At 34.9% G+C, this 17,286-nt stretch carries 12 protein-coding genes and 1 pseudogene; 9 read left to right on the top strand and 4 right to left on the bottom strand.

Going from position 1 to position 17,286, the window contains the following annotated elements:
• Positions 1-121 precede the first annotated feature (121 nt).
• Positions 122-1,144 (bottom strand): threonine aldolase family protein, encoded by a 1,023-nt coding sequence (locus EKM02_RS13955; RefSeq protein ID WP_126456163.1) that lies wholly within the window; start codon positions 1,142-1,144, stop codon positions 122-124.
• 191 nt (positions 1,145-1,335) lie between these two features.
• Here EKM02_RS13955 and prfB point away from each other — a divergent pair.
• The 7 genes from prfB to EKM02_RS13990 all read left to right on the top strand — a co-directional run bounded on the left by prfB (position 1,336) and on the right by EKM02_RS13990 (position 11,405).
• A protein-coding gene (prfB, locus tag EKM02_RS13960) for a peptide chain release factor 2 (RefSeq protein ID WP_126456165.1) occupies positions 1,336-2,434 on the top strand; the annotation gives its coding sequence in 2 pieces (ribosomal slippage) (positions 1,336-1,398 and positions 1,400-2,434; 1,098 coding nt in all).
• Between the two features lie 665 nt (positions 2,435-3,099).
• The gene (locus tag EKM02_RS13965) at positions 3,100-4,482 is read left to right on the top strand and encodes an NAD-dependent succinate-semialdehyde dehydrogenase (RefSeq protein ID WP_126456166.1); all 1,383 of its coding nucleotides are present in this window, start codon (positions 3,100-3,102) and stop codon (positions 4,480-4,482) included.
• Positions 4,483-4,537: 55 nt separating this feature from the next.
• Positions 4,538-6,502, top strand: a complete 1,965-nt coding sequence (locus EKM02_RS13970) for an aconitate hydratase (protein ID WP_126456169.1) — start codon at positions 4,538-4,540, stop codon at positions 6,500-6,502.
• 76 nt (positions 6,503-6,578) lie between these two features.
• A complete protein-coding gene (locus tag EKM02_RS13975) occupies positions 6,579-7,577 on the top strand; it encodes an NADP-dependent oxidoreductase (RefSeq protein WP_126456171.1) in 999 nt (332 codons plus the stop codon).
• Positions 7,578-7,879: 302 nt separating this feature from the next.
• Entirely contained in the window at positions 7,880-8,881 is a 1,002-nt protein-coding gene (lpxD, locus tag EKM02_RS13980; RefSeq protein ID WP_126456173.1) for a UDP-3-O-(3-hydroxymyristoyl)glucosamine N-acyltransferase, read from the top strand.
• A gap of 154 nt (positions 8,882-9,035) precedes the next feature.
• Entirely contained in the window at positions 9,036-10,664 is a 1,629-nt protein-coding gene (locus tag EKM02_RS13985; protein WP_126456176.1) for an acyl-CoA carboxylase subunit beta, read from the top strand.
• Between the two features lie 318 nt (positions 10,665-10,982).
• Positions 10,983-11,405, top strand: a complete 423-nt coding sequence (locus EKM02_RS13990; RefSeq protein ID WP_126456178.1) for a DoxX family protein — start codon at positions 10,983-10,985, stop codon at positions 11,403-11,405.
• A gap of 284 nt (positions 11,406-11,689) precedes the next feature.
• Here the strand turns inward: EKM02_RS13990 and EKM02_RS13995 are convergent.
• From EKM02_RS13995 to EKM02_RS14005, 3 genes and pseudogenes are all read right to left on the bottom strand, one after another.
• Positions 11,690-11,880, bottom strand: a pseudogene (locus tag EKM02_RS13995) (IS5/IS1182 family transposase); the annotation flags it as partial.
• A 200-nt stretch (positions 11,881-12,080) separates the two neighbouring features.
• Positions 12,081-13,130: an AMP-binding protein gene (locus EKM02_RS14000; protein ID WP_126456180.1), complete on the bottom strand. Its 1,050-nt coding sequence runs from the start codon at positions 13,128-13,130 to the stop codon at positions 12,081-12,083.
• 37 nt (positions 13,131-13,167) lie between these two features.
• Positions 13,168-14,079 carry a CPBP family intramembrane glutamic endopeptidase gene (locus EKM02_RS14005; RefSeq protein WP_126456182.1) on the bottom strand — a complete coding sequence of 304 codons (912 nt, stop codon included), beginning with the start codon at positions 14,077-14,079 and terminating at the stop codon, positions 13,168-13,170.
• Positions 14,080-14,176: 97 nt separating this feature from the next.
• Here EKM02_RS14005 and EKM02_RS14010 point away from each other — a divergent pair, with 97 nt between their 5' ends.
• Entirely contained in the window at positions 14,177-14,521 is a 345-nt protein-coding gene (locus EKM02_RS14010; RefSeq protein WP_126456185.1) for an arsenate reductase family protein, read from the top strand.
• A gap of 106 nt (positions 14,522-14,627) precedes the next feature.
• Positions 14,628-17,141 (top strand): TonB-dependent receptor domain-containing protein, encoded by a 2,514-nt coding sequence (locus EKM02_RS14015; protein WP_317124995.1) that lies wholly within the window; start codon positions 14,628-14,630, stop codon positions 17,139-17,141.
• The last annotated feature ends 145 nt before the right edge of the window (positions 17,142-17,286 follow it).

The following is a 17,286-nucleotide window of genomic DNA, read 5'->3' on the forward strand; positions in this document are numbered from 1 at the left end:
TGCAAAAACGTTTTTGCAAGTGTTTAATTAAATATTTTTATCTAATAATCTGTATCGGTTATTCAGGACAAGACAATAAAAACTTTAAACCTTAAACTTTAAACAAATTCTCCAAGAAGAACTATACTAACTTCTGCAAAGTTTCCAACACATAGGTATGCATAACTTCCTTATAATCAAGATGCGTGACTATTCGCAGTTTTCCATGCCCCATGGAACTGATTAAAATATTTTTTTGCTTTAACAATTCAATTAAATTCTTTTCGATACAATTTGGAACCAACGAGAAAATCAAAATATTAGTTTCAACCGGCTCTACTGATGCAACCCAGCTTACCTTTTTCAAAACTTCTGCAATTTCTTTCGCTCGTCTATGATCTTCAGCAAGGCGTTCTATATTATTGTCCAATGCATAAATTCCGGCTGCTGCCAAATAGCCTACCTGACGCATTCCGCCACCTAATATTTTTCGAATTCGCAATGCTCTGTGAATCGTGGCTTTGTCCGCTAACAACACCGAACCAATTGGTGCTCCCAAACCTTTAGACAAACAAACCGAAATGGTATCAAATAATTCCCCAAATGCTTTTGGATCTTGATTTTTGGCTACCAAAGCATTCCAGATTCGGGCTCCATCCAGGTGAAATTTCAAATTATTAGCATCACAAACCTTTTTTATTTTTTGCAAATCTTCCAGTTCATAGCAAGCGCCGCCACCTTTATTAGTGGTGTTTTCTACACAAACTAAACTTGTTAAAGGACTGTGGTAAAACTCCGGATCATTGATGGCTCCAGCCACTTGCTCTGCAGTTATCATTCCGCGGTTTCCGTCTAATAAGCAACAAGAAACGCCACTATTGAAGGAAACACCGCCGCCTTCATAATGGTATACATGTGCATATTTGTCAGCAATTAATTGTTCTCCGGGTTGGGTATGCAATTTTATCGCTGTTTGATTGGCCATCGTTCCTGAGGGAAAAAAAAGACCCGCTTCCATACCAAACATCTCAGCAACTCTGGCTTCTAGGGCTATAACTGTAGGATCTTGTTTGTAAACATCATCGCCTACTTCAGCATTTAACATATGAACCAGCATTTCACGTGAAGGTTTCGTGATTGTGTCGCTAACTAAATTTATTTCCATATTTATTTTTATTTTCAGTACGGACAATTCGCGAATTGTCCCTTCGTAAAATTTTTCTATTTTTGTGCCACAAATTTACACAATACCGTTTATTAATTCCAACTAGTTCCGTTAAAACTACACTAAATGTAGTACACGGCAGCAATTTTGATAAATTATTGAAAACAGACCAACCAAATTAATATAATTTTATGACAACTACCGAACAAATTAAAGGTATTGTAGAGCGCCTTGGTGCGTTGAGGAGGTATCTTTGACGTTGATGCCAAGCTAATTGAGATCTCAAACGAAGAAGAGAAAACCTTTGCCCCTGATTTTTGGAACAATCCAAAAGAAGCTGAGATCATTGTAAAAAATCTGCGAAATAAGAAAAAGTGGATTGAAGATTACAATAAAGCAGTCGAAATGACGGACGAATTGCAACTTGCCTATGATTTTTACAAAGAAGGTGAACTTACCGGAGAAGAATTAGACGAACATTACTACGCCACTCAAGCGCATATTGAAGCCATTGAATTCAAGAACATGCTCTCGGACGAAGGGGATACTTTGAGTGCTGTGGTACAAATTACTGCTGGTGCCGGTGGAACCGAAAGTTGTGATTGGGCCGAAATGCTCATGCGCATGTACATGATGTGGGGCGAAAAATACGGTTACAAAATCAAAGAACTGAATTTCCAGAAAGGAGAAGCTGCCGGTATCAAGACCGTAACACTCGAATTTGAAGGCGATTATTCTTTTGGATATTTAAAAGGCGAAAACGGCGTGCATCGACTGGTACGAATTTCTCCTTTTGACAGCAATGCCAAACGTCATACCTCATTTGCATCCGTTTACGTGTATCCACTGGTAGATGATAGCATCGAAATTGACATCAATCCTGCTGACATTGAGATCACGACTTCGCGATCCAGCGGAGCTGGTGGACAAAATGTAAATAAGGTGGAAACTAAAGTACAATTGTTTCATAAACCTACCGGAATTCAAATACAATGTTCCGAAACGCGATCGCAGCAAGACAACAGACAGCGTGCCATGCAGATGTTACGCTCTCAATTATACGAAATTGAGTTAAAAAAGAAACAGGCACAACGCGCTGATATTGAAGCTGGTAAAATGAAAATAGAATGGGGTTCCCAAATCAGAAATTATGTCATGCAACCTTATAAGTTAGTCAAAGATGTTCGCACCGGTTATGAAACCAGCAACGTTGACGGCGTTATGAATGGAGAAATTGATGAGTTCCTGAAAGCTTATCTAATGATGATGGGACAAAAGGAAGAGGAATAAAATACCATTTAGTTAAAATAAAACAGACCCTACCGGCTTTAAAGTCGGTGGGATTTTTTTTATAGATAAACCCCTTTTTTAACGGCTACATTTTATCATGGTACTTCAGGCATCATACTACTCTTTACCTTTTTTTCTAAAGCCATTAGAAAACGGTACTATTTTCTGCTTGGTACTTATTCACAACCAACAATTGCATCCCATTTTCAATACTAATTTTTTTCTGTTTTGAAAGTAACATTGTTATGAAGAAAATTAATTTAAAAAATATCTTTTTGTATTAATCTAAACCGCTATAATTACTGTTTTTTGCATAGTTTTAATTAAAAAAAAGTAAAAATTAGCACCATCCATCCAAAAGTAAAAAAGGAAGACGAAAAGAAACAATATATAAAAAAAAGGCTCTTAGATGTTGTTTCTTGACACATAAAAAAAAGTTAATGTGGGAATTGTGTAAGTCTTATTCCTCCTAATATTTTTATCTTTGTTATTCAATAATTGTTATTACAAAGCTAGAACAATTTTATTTTTTTTCAAAAAAACCAATCTACTTCGTGAAATTTCCTAACCAATTATTGAATTAATTATGCTAAAACTATCTGTTTTGCATTATAAATTATTTTTGGCAGATGCCAAAAAATTAATCTTCTTTAAATATTAAAATTATGCCCATACAAACGACAAATCCTGCAACAAACAAAGTTTTGAAATCATTTGACGAAATGACCGACAAACAAGTAGATGACGCCATTGCACAAGCTGCTAATACTTTCCAAGATTGGAAAAAAACATCTTACCCGGAAAGAGCGTCTGTTTTAAAGAAAGTAGCTTCTTTAATGAGAGAGAAAAAAACGGCTTTGGCTACTTTGATCACACTCGAAATGGGAAAACTATTTTCTCAGGCAGAAGGTGAAGTTGAATTAAGTGCTAATATATTAGATTATTATGCTAAAAATGGTGAAGCATTTTTAGCCGATAAAAAATTAGAGCCTGAACTTGGCGAAGCCATTATCAGATCAAGCCCAATTGGGGTTTTACTGGGTGTTCAACCGTGGAATTTCCCTTTTTATCAGGTAGCGCGTTTTATTGCGCCAAACATTATGGTGGGAAACACTATCTTGATAAAACACGCTTCTATGGTTCCTCAATGTGCAATTGCAATTCAAGATTTATTTAAAGAAGCGCAAGCTCCAATTGGATTGTACACTAATTTGTTAATCTCAGGAAAGAGAGCTTCAGCCATTGTTTCTGACAAAAGAATCAAAGGCGTTTCACTTACCGGTAGTGAAGCCGCTGGTGCAAGTTTAGCTGCAGAAGCTGGTAAAAACCTTAAGAAATCAGTTTTAGAATTAGGAGGTAATGATGCCTTAATCGTTTTAGAAGATGCCGATATTGATAAAACTGTAGAATGGGCCGTAGTTGGACGAATGAACAATAATGGACAAAGCTGTATTGCTTCCAAAAGAATTATTGCTATAGAAGCTGTTGCTGATGAATTTATCGAAAAGTACACAGCCAAACTAGCTAAATTAAAAGTAGGAGATCCAATGGATTCAAATACAGAATTAGGTCCATTGAGTAGTGAAGAAGCTTTATTACACTTAGTAGATCAAGTGGAAAGATCAGTTGCTGCTGGAGCTACCGTTTTACTCGGAGGAAAAAGAGTTGATGGTCCAGGAGCCTTTATGGAACCTACCATTTTAACGGATCTAAATCCTGAAATTCCAGCATATCACGAAGAATTATTCGGACCAGTTTCCTCTTTTTACAGAGTAAAAGACGAAGCTGCTGCAATTGCCTTGGCGAATGATTCTGATTTTGGTTTAGGAGGATCCATATTTACTAAAGATATTGAACGTGGAAAACGACTTGCAGATCAAATTGATTCTGGAATGGTATTTATCAATCACCCAACTTGGACACAAGCCGATTTACCTTTTGGAGGAACCAAAGGTTCTGGTTACGGTAGAGAACTCTCTGAAATTGGAATTCATGAATTTGTAAATAAAAAATTAATTCGTGTCAGTGGAATATCTGATCCGTTCTAGAATAAAACAATATCTCGATTTTTAGATTTAAGAAAAGTATCTAAACGCACAAAATATGTCAAAATTAAACGTTAGTCAAAAATTAATCCAATCGCATCTTTTACATGGTGAAATGATTGAGGGTCAGGAAATTGGAATCCGGATCGATCAGGCTTTATTGCAAGATGCAACCGGAACATTGGTCCAATTAGAATTAGAAGCCATGGGTCTAAAAAAAGCCAAAACGGAAGTTGCGGTTCAATATGTGGATCACAATCTTTTGCAAACGGATTCTAAAAATGCCGATGACCATTTATTTTTACTTTCGGCGGCACAAAGATTTGGTCTTTGGTACAGTCGTCCCGGAAATGGCGTAAGTCACCCGGTGCACATGGAACGTTTTGGCAAACCGGGAAAAACACTCGTTGGGTCCGATAGTCATTCTTGTGCTGCAGGGTCTTTGGGCATGCTGGCCATTGGAACCGGTGGTTTAGATGTTGCAGCTGCAATTGCAGGTCAACCTTATTTTGTCAAAATGCCAAAAGTAATGGGTGTAGAACTCAGCGGTAAACTACCCGATTGGGTTAGTGCCAAAGATGTTATTCTAGAAATGCTAAGACGCTATGATGTAAAAGGCGGAGTGGGAAAAATTATAGAATATTATGGTGAAGGATTGAAAAATCTGAGTGTGATGGACCGTCATGTTATTGCCAATATGGGTGCTGAATTAGGTGCTACAACAACTGTATTCCCCAGTGATGATGAAACCAAACGGTTTTTAATTTCCCAAAATCGGGAATCTGACTGGACGGAATTAATTGCCGATTCAGGAGCAACTTATGATGAATATGCAGAAATTAATTTAAACGATTTGGTTCCTTTAATTGCACTGCCCACAAGTCCTGGAAATGTAGTTCCCGTGAGTGAAGTTGCCGGAAAAACAATTGGTCAGGTCGTTATAGGCTCTTCGGCAAATCCTGGATTACGAGATTTTTGGATTGCCGGAGCCATTGTAAAGGATAAAACCATTAACAGTGCAGTTTCATTTGATGTCAATCCTACATCCAGACAGACAATTCAAAACATGCTAAAAAATTTTACTTTTGCAAATTTGATTACTGCTGGTGCTCGTTTTCATCAATCAGGTTGTATGGGTTGTATAGGAATGGGGCAAGCTCCCGCTACCGGAACAATCAGTTTAAGAACCATGCCTCGAAATTTCCCAAGTCGTTCTGGAACAGAAGATGATCAGGTTTATTTGTGTAGTCCCGAGACGGCTGCTGCATCTGCCCTGACAGGAAAAATCACAGATCCTAGAGATATGGAAAAAATCTATGGCATGAAATATCCTAAATTTGAGAATCCTGAAGTAGAAATTATCAATACTGATATGCTAGTAGCTCCATTAGAAGATGGATCAGGAGTTGAATTACACAAAGGTCCAAATATCAAATCGATTCCTGAAATTGAAGCTTTACAGCAAGACTATCGAATTCCTATTTTATTAAAAATGGGCGATAATGTATCTACAGATGAAATTTTGAAAGCCGGAGCCGATGTACTTCCCTTAAGAAGTAATATTCCTGAAATCAGTAAATATGCATTTAGTGTGATCGATCCTAGTTTTTATGACCGAGCCATGAAATCTAAAAAAGAATTTGGTGGACACATCGTTATTGCAAAAGAAAATTATGCCCAAGGTTCTAGTCGGGAACATGCCGCTCTTGCTCCCAAATATTTGGGACAAGTGGCTGTTATTGCCCAAAGTTATGCCCGTATTGCTTGGCAAAATTTAGTCAATTTTGGAATTGTACCTTTAGAATTTATAAATGTTTCTGATTATGACAAAATGGAACAGGGAGATTTGATCCGTTTTAAAAACCTTCATGAAGATGTTATCAATAGAAATAATATAAAAGTCGTGGTCGAAAAAGGGGACGGAAACACTTTAGAATTTGAAACCAAACACAGTTTAAGTGATCGTCAAATTAATGTACTTGCAAAAGGAGGTATCATAAATGATTTCAGAACCAAACTATAAATTAGTTTTAAAAAGGAAACAGGAAACAAAACTTCATTAACGAATGGCTAATGGAGTTTTTATTAAACTAAAAAAAATGAAAACGAAACAAATCGTACTAGCATCTAGACCTAATGGAATTCCAACATTGGATGATTTTAGATCTGAAAATATAGAATTAGACGATCTAAAAAAAGGAGAAGTCCTTTTAAAAGGATTGTATTATTCCGTCGATCCCTATATGCGCGGTCGAATGAACGAAGGAAAATCGTATGTAGCTCAATTTGAATTGGACCAACCTATAGAAGGTGGCGTTTTAGCTACTGTAGTAAAATCAAAATCTGAACTTTTTAAAACAGGAGATACAGTTCTGGGCGCTTTGCCTTGGAGCGAACAAATGATTGCCTCTGAAAAAGGCCTGCAAAAAATTGAATCAACAGTAGAATCCCTAACATATTATTTAGGAATACTAGGAATGACAGGACTTACCGCTTATTTTGGTCTAATGCAAATTGGAAAACCAAAAGCGGGAGAAACCGTTGTGGTTTCTGGAGCAGCAGGAGCCGTTGGGATAGTAGTAGGCCAACTTGCAAAAATCCAAGGTGCTCGTGTAATAGGAATTGCCGGTTCTGATGAAAAAGTAAAAATGCTAAAAGAAGAATTTGGCTATGACGAAGTCGTCAATTACAAAACAAATACCAATATGAAATCCACAATTGCTAAATTATGTCCAAACGGTGTGGATGTTTATTTTGACAATGTAGGTGGCAGTATTTCTGATGCGGTTATCGAAAACCTGAATTTTCATTCCAGAATTGCTTTGTGTGGACAAATTTCCCTTTACAACAGCACCGAAATACCAATGGGACCCCGAATCCAACCCATGTTATTAACCCGAAGTGTATTAATGCAGGGTTTTATTATCAATAATTTTCAAAAAGACTTTCCAGAAGGAATTGCACACTTATCAAAATGGGTCAATGAAGGAAAATTGAAGTTTATAGAAACTATAGTAGAAGGTTTTGATCAATTACCTACGGCGCTACTTGGTTTATTTAAAGGAGAAAACAATGGAAAAATGATTGTGAAAAGATAATTTATCCGAGTCAAATAAATAGAAAATAGCCGGTACTTATAATTAAGTACCGGATTTTTGTTTTATAATTAACCCCAACCATTCAATCAACAAAGTCTCTACCGCTAACTGTTGTTTGCTATTTATTGTAATCAATCAGCATTTCCTCATGTCCAAAGGATAAGGAATAATTACAATATTGTATTCACAATTTATATAACCACTCCATTTATTCCTGTTAAAGAAATTAGTAAGATTAGGAATTTCAACGCTAAATTCTTTTATTTGAAAAATATTAAACAACCAAATCCAATCTACACGGAATGAAATCTTATACAATCCAAGAAATTAATGCGATTCTTAATGGCGTAATTATAGGGAATACTACCCAAAACATTACTGCTCCTGAACAATTAGAAATGGCTACCGCTTCCGAAATTTCATTCATAGGAAACAAAAAATACGAAAAATTATGGTTTACATCCACTGCTTGTGCGGCGGTGGTCAATGAAGATATTGCTATAGAACCCGGAGAAAACAGGGCTTTCATAAAAGTTAAAAATGCTGATTTAGCGATGTCTCAGGTACTAGAACTCTTTGCTCCACCAACACCCGTATTTACTATTGACATTCATCCTAGTGCAGTGATTGATCCAACTGCCTCTATTTGCAATGGTGCCCGGATTGGTGCTGGCTGTTATATAGGACCTAATGTCACAATTGGAGACAACTCCACTGTATATCCTAATGTGACCATTCTGGATGAATCTACGATTGGTAAAAACACAGTAATCTGGTCAGGAACGGTTATCAGAGAACGATGCCACATTGGCAATGATTGTATTTTACATCCTAATGCGACAATAGGTGCGGATGGTTTTGGTTTTCGGCCTGACCCACAAAGAGGTTTGGTCAAAATTCCGCAAATTGGAAATGTAATTATTGGTAATAATGTCGAAATTGGCGCTAATACCTGTGTGGACAGAGGCAAATTCAGTTCAACCATTTTAGGTGACGGCTGTAAAATTGATAATCTAGTCCAAATTGGTCATAACAGCAAACTAGGTAAGTTTTGTATTATGGCTGGAAACAGTGGATTAGCAGGCTCTGTAACATTAGGAAATGGCGTAATCATTGGCGGAAGCGCTTCTATAAAGGATCACACCACCATAGGCGATGGTGCGATTGTAGGTGCCGGTTCCGGTGTAACAGGAGATATTCCTGCAGGAAAAACCATGCTAGGGTATCCGGCCGTTGAAGCTCGTGATGCACTCAAACAATGGGCAATTTTAAAAAGACTTGTAAATGAATCCAAACGTAAATAACCTTTTTTTTATTAAATTCATAAAAAAGCAGGAGGTAACTTCTGTTTTTTTGTTTTTAAATCAAAAAAATATTCCGTTTTCTTTCTAAACCAATAAAATTTATTTAGTTGAATTTTGTATTTTAGCCCAAAAATATTTTTAACATTCTTTCATCATGGATTTAAACTTCAACAAAAACGAAGACCACAATAAACTTTTACTTTCCGCATTGCGACAAAAATTAAGCATAGTTAAATTAGGCGGCGGTGAAAAACGCATTCAAAAATTACATGGTGAAGGCAAAATGACCGCTCGTGAACGTATTGATTATTTATTGGATCCAAAAGCGAAATGCATTGAAATTGGAGCATTTGTTGGTGAAGGAATGTATGCAGAACACGGTGGATGCCCATCAGGTGGTGTTGTGGTAAAAATAGGATACATCAGAGGCAAACAATGTATTGTTGTAGCCAATGATGCTACCGTAAAAGCGGGAGCCTGGTTTCCTATAACGGCCAAGAAAAACTTACGGGCACAGGAAATTGCTATGGAAAACCGACTGCCAATTATTTATTTAGTAGATAGCGCCGGAGTATATTTGCCTTTGCAAGATGAAATTTTCCCGGACAAAGAACATTTTGGACGTATTTTTAGAAATAATGCCCAAATGAGCAGCATGGGAATTACCCAAATTGCTGCTGTAATGGGAAGTTGCGTCGCCGGTGGAGCTTATTTACCCATCATGAGTGACGAAGCTTTGATTGTCGAAAAAACAGGAAGTATTTTCTTGGCAGGAAGTTATCTTGTCAAAGCTGCTATTGGCGAAAGTATTGATAATGAAACTCTGGGCGGAGCAACCACCCATTGTGAAATTTCCGGTGTGACGGACTATAAAGCCAAAGACGATAAAGATGCATTGGATAAAATAAAAAATATAGTTGATAAAATAGGTGATTTTGATAAAGCTGGTTTCAGCCGAATTAAATCCCAAAAACCAGCATTAGACGAAAAAGAAATCTACGGTGTTTTGCCAAAAGCCAGAAATGAGCAGTATGACATGATGGAAATCATCAATCGTTTAGTAGACAATTCAGAATTTGAAGCTTATAAAGACGGCTATGGCCAAACTATTATCACTGGTTATGCCAGAATAGATGGTTGGGCAGTTGGAATTGTTGCCAACCAACGAAAAGTGGTAAAAACTAAAAATGGTGAAATGCAGTTTGGTGGCGTAATCTACTCCGATAGTGCAGATAAAGCCACCCGTTTTATTGCCAATTGCAACCAGAAAAAAATCCCATTGATCTTTGTTCAAGATGTTACCGGATTTATGGTAGGATCTAAATCAGAACATGGCGGAATCATAAAAGACGGTGCCAAAATGGTAAATGCGGTATCCAATTCCGTTGTTCCAAAATTCACTGTAATTGTAGGAAATTCATATGGTGCTGGAAATTATGCCATGTGCGGAAAAGCGTATGATCCAAGATTAATATTTGCCTGGCCAAGTGCAGAATTAGCGGTTATGGGCGGAACACAAGCGGCAAAAGTGCTGGCGCAAATTGAAGCTTCTTCGCTTAAAGCAAAAGGAGAACTCGTAGATGAAATAAAAGAAAAAGAATTATTTGATAAAATAAAAGCCAGATATGACGAGCAAGTTTCGCCTTATTATGCCGCATCTCGATTATGGACAGATGCTATTATTGATCCCCTAGACACCCGAACTTGGATCTCTATGGGAATAGAAGCGGCTAACCACTCGCCTATTGAGAAAAAATTTAACTTAGGTATTATTCAAGTTTAACTCCTAATTTACTGGAACTTATATTTATTATTTTGTACATATATAATTGCCTTTATTCAAAGGATTGATAGTTATAGCATTAGCCCCTTTGCAAAATAACGTGCTGAAAATCTAAACCAAATTCGTTTTAATTATTTAAGATACTTACTTACGCTGTACTTATAAATTGAGACGGCATTATCAGTAGTTTATTCGCAAAAGCTAATAGATTATTCTATTTGAACAAAAAAACAATCAAAGTTTAGTTTTCTTTAACAATTATAATTTATTATATTAAAATTCAGTAACTTAGTACTAAATATTTAAAACTATAGTATTATGAATAGCGTAAAAAATTTAAACAAATGGGCGAATACGCACACTTATTTAACCGTGGATTTGGTACGAATAACACTTGGTGTATTTTTGTTTATGAAAGGAATCTCTTTTATAACGAACATCCAATATTTAAATGATTTAATATCGCCAATTGACAGGATTGGTGGCGGAATGTTCCTTATTCACTATATTGCTCCAGCACACATGGTAGGTGGTATAATGATTGCTTTTGGTTTACTGACAAGATGGGCTATAATAGCACAACTTCCCATACTGATAGGTGCTATAGTAGTAAATTTTATGGGAGCAATGCATTCCCAAAATTTACTTTTGGCATTGCTAATATTAGGAGCTTGTATATTTTTCTTATTCTATGGAAGCGGAAAAAATTCAGCTGATTATTATTTTAAAATGCAGCAATAATTTAATAAAAAGTAACCGTTATTTTGATCAGAATCATTTTTCAGATAATAAAAAACCGCTTGTAACAGGATTTACATAATCGGTTACAAGCGGTTTTTCTTTTTTTATGATTGATTTTATAATGGAGCTTCAATAAACCAACTTAAGCTTATCTAGAGTTATTTTAAGTAACTCAATGGTAGGTTGCATTTCTATATTAATTTAAATATTCTTTTTAAATTGACTGTGAAAATTGCTATCTCACCTGTACAGTTTAAACCGGAATGGTTCTGGATTTATATTTAAAAAAACATGTTGTAACGCAAACCTTCCACTACATCAACATCCGAAACACTACAAATTGTTTTAAGAAGCAAATACTCTAACATACAAACGGGACTTTCTGCCATACGTCCATTCTTGGTGCAGTATTTATTTATTAAGGAAAATCTATTAAATCATTGATCTTTTTCAAAATATTATTCTTTGGAATAATTAAATCAAATAACGAAAAATGCTTCCTTAAATGTGTTGATTGCTGTTAACTAACATCTAAAAAACTCTTATAATTAGAGCTAAATATAGCATAAAAGGAGAATAAATCATAAGATTTACCCTCCTTTTATGCTATATTTGTTTGTAAAAAGACTTTTTCAGTGCCCTCGTTTTGGTAAGTGCTTTTTTATTAAAAACAATTTAAATACTTTCTAAAATTTCTTTGCGTTTAATCTTTCCACTTTCGGTTTCACTAAATTTAGAAACATAAAAAACTTCTTTCGGTTTTTCATATTTGTCTAAACCATCAAAAATACTCTCATCCAGTACTTGTTGTTCCCCTTCTATAACAATGACTAGTTTTTCTCCTAAAACTGAATCTTCTTTTCCAGCTACAAAAAATCTTGAGTTAATTTTATCAGATAGCTTATCTTCAATTTTTTCAGGAATTAATTTTATTCCGCCACTATTTATTACGTTATCTATTCGTCCTAAAAAAACAAACTGATTTTCGCCTACCAGTTCCACTAAATCGTTTGTAATAATCGAATTGTTTGAAATTTTTAATGCATCAATCACCAGACAATTCCTTTCATCTTGGCTAATTTTAATATTTGGTAAAATTGAAAAAGTCTCCTCTCCTATCTTTTTTGCGGCAATATGAGTAATAGTTTCCGTCATTCCATAGATCTCATAAACTTTCGTTTTCAATTTAGAAAGCCCTTTTTCAAGAGAATTACTCATTTTAGCACCACCAACAATCATTTTTTTTACATTTTTTAATGCAGATAAAGAGTTTAGAGCTTGTAGAGGAACCATAGCAACAAAATCATATTTATTATCGTTATATTGCATAGGATGAGAACTTGGCGCAACAAAATCAACATCAAGACCAAGAATAAAACTCCTCACAAACATCATTTTTCCAGCAATATATTTAGTTGGCAAACAATGCAATGCTCTATCTCCGGGTTTTAAATCGAAAAAATCACCGGTTGCAATCGCCGAATTGACCATAGCTTGTTTATCGACACGAATCAATTTAGGACTTCCTGTAGTCCCAGAAGTATTCATTTCAATATAGGATTTGTTATCAAACCAATCGAGAATAAAATCTCCCACTGATTTTTCGAATTCCTCACCTTCTTTTATAAAACTGTATGCTACTCTGCATAAATCATTTCGATTCAGATGAAACCCATTTAGTTTAAAAAGGTTGTGGACATTGTAATATGCTATTGCATCAATCATGATAAGCTTATTTTAAATTATTGTACAGTTTTACTATTTAAATATTTCCAGTTAATTTTTCTTTCCAATTGGTCCAATTGTATTTTTTACTAAAGATAAATAAAAGTATTGGGTAAATGAAAACAACGGGAACTATTACATCTAATCCAGCAGATGGATCCGAAATATCCTTAAAAATAGAGTGCGTCTGAAAGGCAGACCAATCCGATGTGACCAACAATGCTCCTACTAAGTTATTAGCTGCGTGAAATCCCAATGCGAGTTCCATACCCTCATCCATCAAGGTAATGATTCCAAGAAACAATCCGGTTCCTATATAATATACTAAAATAATAGGACCAATCTTAGCAACTTCAGGGTTAAACCAATGCATTCCTCCAAAAATAAGAGAAGTCATCAGTAACGGAAACCACTTGTTTTTAGCAAGGTTTGCAAATCCCTGCATCAAATAGCCTCTAAAAATATATTCTTCAGAACTAGTTTGTATCGGAATTAAAACAACACCTATGAGAACCAAAATAGCAAATGGAACAGGCTTAAAATTGATGACAAAATCACTTGGACTGTAAAAATAAAATAACAAGGTAGATACAATTGTTATTGCCGCCCAAATCAAAAATGAAAACACGATTCGTTTCCAGTCTACTTTAGCTCTTGAAGTAGTTACCGAAAGTAGTGTTTGATGATGCAAATAACGCACAACCAAAATAATACTTCCCATGAGAACCACAAATGAAATCAGGACTAAAAATAAGGTTAAATTGGGCTCAAAAAACTGCATTAAAGCTTCATTATTTGAAGGATATGGCTTTCCTTTAACGGTTGTTTCATAAATTAAGAGGATCAGAAGTGGCAACTGACCCAAGATTGAAGCAAAAATAAATATAAATGATCCCTTAATATATTTCCAAAACGTATTCTCTGATTTTAAACCCTGCGCTATAAACATCTATTTTAATTTAATTTTATACTTGATTAGTTTCACAAACGTTATTTTTGTTACCACTAATCTAATGCTTTTAACAATTATTTAAAAACGACTAAATATGATACAAATATACCATAATTCACGTTGCGGAAAATCTAGAAATTGCCTCGCACTGATAGAAAAATCAGAAAAAGAGTTTGAAGTAATCAATTATCTGATAAGTCCGCCTACTTTTGAACAATTGTCTGCAATTATAAAGAAACTAAATATAGCACCGATAGCGTTGGTTCGCCAAAAAGAAAAAATTTGGATTGAAAATTTCAAAGGAACAACGATGAATGAGGAACAAATCATTCAAGCTATGCTATCAAACCCAATTCTGATAGAAAGACCCCTGGTTATCATGGGAAATAAAGCAATAATAGGAAGAAATTTAGAAAAAGTAGAGGCCTTTATTTCCTAAAATTCTTAGTTTTTTAATTAACATTTTTTTGTGATTTGTAGTATTAAACCATCTCTTACTTTTGCAATCTAACGACTGTAACCAAAGTTTTTTTAAAATGAAAAAAATGAAATCTGTTTTAATTCTAGTGCTCTTCTTTACTACACTATTTAGTTTTGCCCAACAAGCTCCAACCCAAAAAATTAAAATTTCCGGTAAAGTAATAGAAAAAATCAGCAAACAACCCTTGGAATATGCTACTGTAACATTTATGAATCCTAACAATCCAAAACCGGTTGCCGGAGGAATAACAAATCCAAAAGGAGAGTTTGATATTGATGTTATTCCTGGTGTTTACGACATTAGTATTGAATTTATTTCTTTCAAAGTAAATGAAATTAAGCAAAAAAAACTTCAGGTCAACACCAGTTTAGGTTTGATTAGTTTAGAGGAAGATGCGAATCAATTGAATGAGGTTATAATTCGATCAGAAAAAACTACAGTCGAAATCAAATTAGATAAAAAAGTATACAACGTAGGAAATGACCTGATGGTAAAAGGTGGTACTGTAAGTGATGTGTTAGACAACATTCCTTCTGTTTCTGTAGATATTGAAGGAAATATAAGCCTTCGTGGGAATGATAATGTACGCGTTCTTATTGATGGCAGACCGTCAAATGCGATTAATATCGCGGAAGCCTTGCGATTGATTCCTGCGGATGCCATTGAAAAAGTAGAAGTGATCACCAACCCATCAGCACGATACGATGCTGAAGGTGGTGGTGGGTTATTAAATATCATTTTGAAAAAAGGAAAAAACCGCGGTTTAAACGGAACATTTATTGGCTCGGCAGGTTATCCTGAAAATAATGGTTTGAGTGGTACATTAAATTATAAATCTGACAACTTTAATCTTTTCACTACTCAAGGATACAACAAGCGGAACAGTCCAGGAAACGCTCTTACAAATACCAATTATTTAAATGCAGACAACACTATCAACAATATTATAAATGAAACCCGAGAAAATGACCGATTTAGTAAAGGGTACAATGGAAATTTTGGAATAGAATTGTATTTAAACGAGACCACCGCATGGACCAATACATTCAATTACCGAAAAAATAACGGAGATAATCGGGACAATGTTTTTCAGAATTATTTTGAGGCAGATAACACTTTTGATTACACTCGTAACCGAATCAATTTAGAAAGCAGTGATAGTGAAAATGTAGAATTTGCAACTAATTTTACTAAAAAATTCAAAAAAGAAGGACATAAATTAACCCTTGACGGTTCCTTTTCAACTAGTAAAGACCTCGAAATAGCAGTAATTACGGATAGAGCTACCAATACTGCTGAAGTAAAATTTGACAACACCCTCAACGACCAACGTCAAAGCCGAAATTTACTTCAGATGGATTATGTGTTGCCTATTGGCGAAGGAGGCCAGTTTGAAGCCGGATATCGTGGTGATTTTTCAGAATTACTCACTGATTATCAAGTTGAAAATGATGGTGTAATCAACGGGAATTTTACCAATACATTAGAATATAAGGAGAAAGTAAATGCAGTTTACTCCCAATATGGGATGAAAATAAATAAATTTTCTGTCTTATTAGGATTGCGTTTTGAGGATTCTAATATTAATATCAATCAATTGGCAACTAATGATTTTAATACTAAAAAATACAATAACTTTTTCCCAAGCGCCTTCTTCACTTATGAAATTTCAGATAAAAGTAGTGCTTCTGTAAGTTACAGCCGAAGAGTGCAAAGACCAAGAGGACGATTTTTGAATCCGTTCAGCAACCTATCCAGTAACATCAATATTTTTGTAGGAAATCCAGATTTAGATCCCGCTTTTTCAGATGCAATTGATTTTGGTTACATCAAAAGATGGGAAAAAATCACCTTTAATACATCCTTATATGTAAATAAAACAACAAATGTTTTTCAATTTGCAAGAAGAGAATCAGGAGATTTTATTGTAACCGTAATCGACGATAAAGATACAGTTCTGAATGGTGAGGTAACACAAATTAATGGTGGTGAAGATACACGTATTCCAATTATCATTAGCTCACCTATTAACTTAGCTACAGGATATAGAGTAGGATTTGAATTCACGTTAAATTATTCTCCATATAAATGGTGGAAATTAAACAGTAACTTCAATTTCTTCAGAAACGAAACTCAAGGAGATTTTACTTATACTGATTTTAAAAATAATGAAATTGTACAAAATTTTGATAACGTAGCAACTTCATGGTCTACAAGACTGACTTCAAAAATCACGTTGCCATACAAAATTGACTGGCAGACTAATGCAAGTTATAACGGTCCGCAAAATAATGCCCAGGGAAGAAGCTTAGGTATTTTTGCAGCAAATATAGCGTTCAGCAAAGACATCTTGAAGGATAAAGGAACACTTTCATTCAACGTGAGCGATGTATTCAATTCCAGAAAAAGAATGATGGAAACAAACCTTCCTGGATTTGCAAACTCCTACAGTGAAATGCAATGGAGAGTAAGACAGTTTAGTTTGTCATTCACATATCGTTTTAACAAACCAAAAAACGAAAAAGAAAAACAGCCTAAAAAATTGCAAAATGATAACGAAGGAGATTATCAAGGATAATAAAGTAAGGACTCATGAAAATGGGTCTTTTTTTTTTATAAATCATCAGAGCTAATAAAATTGAAAAGTATGTCTTGTCCTGAATAACCGATACAGATTATTAGATAAAAATATTTAATTAAACACTTGCAAAAACGTTTTTGCA

It is taken from the genome of Flavobacterium sp. RSP49 (genome assembly GCF_003968735.1).
GTDB lineage: Bacteria > Bacteroidota > Bacteroidia > Flavobacteriales > Flavobacteriaceae > Flavobacterium.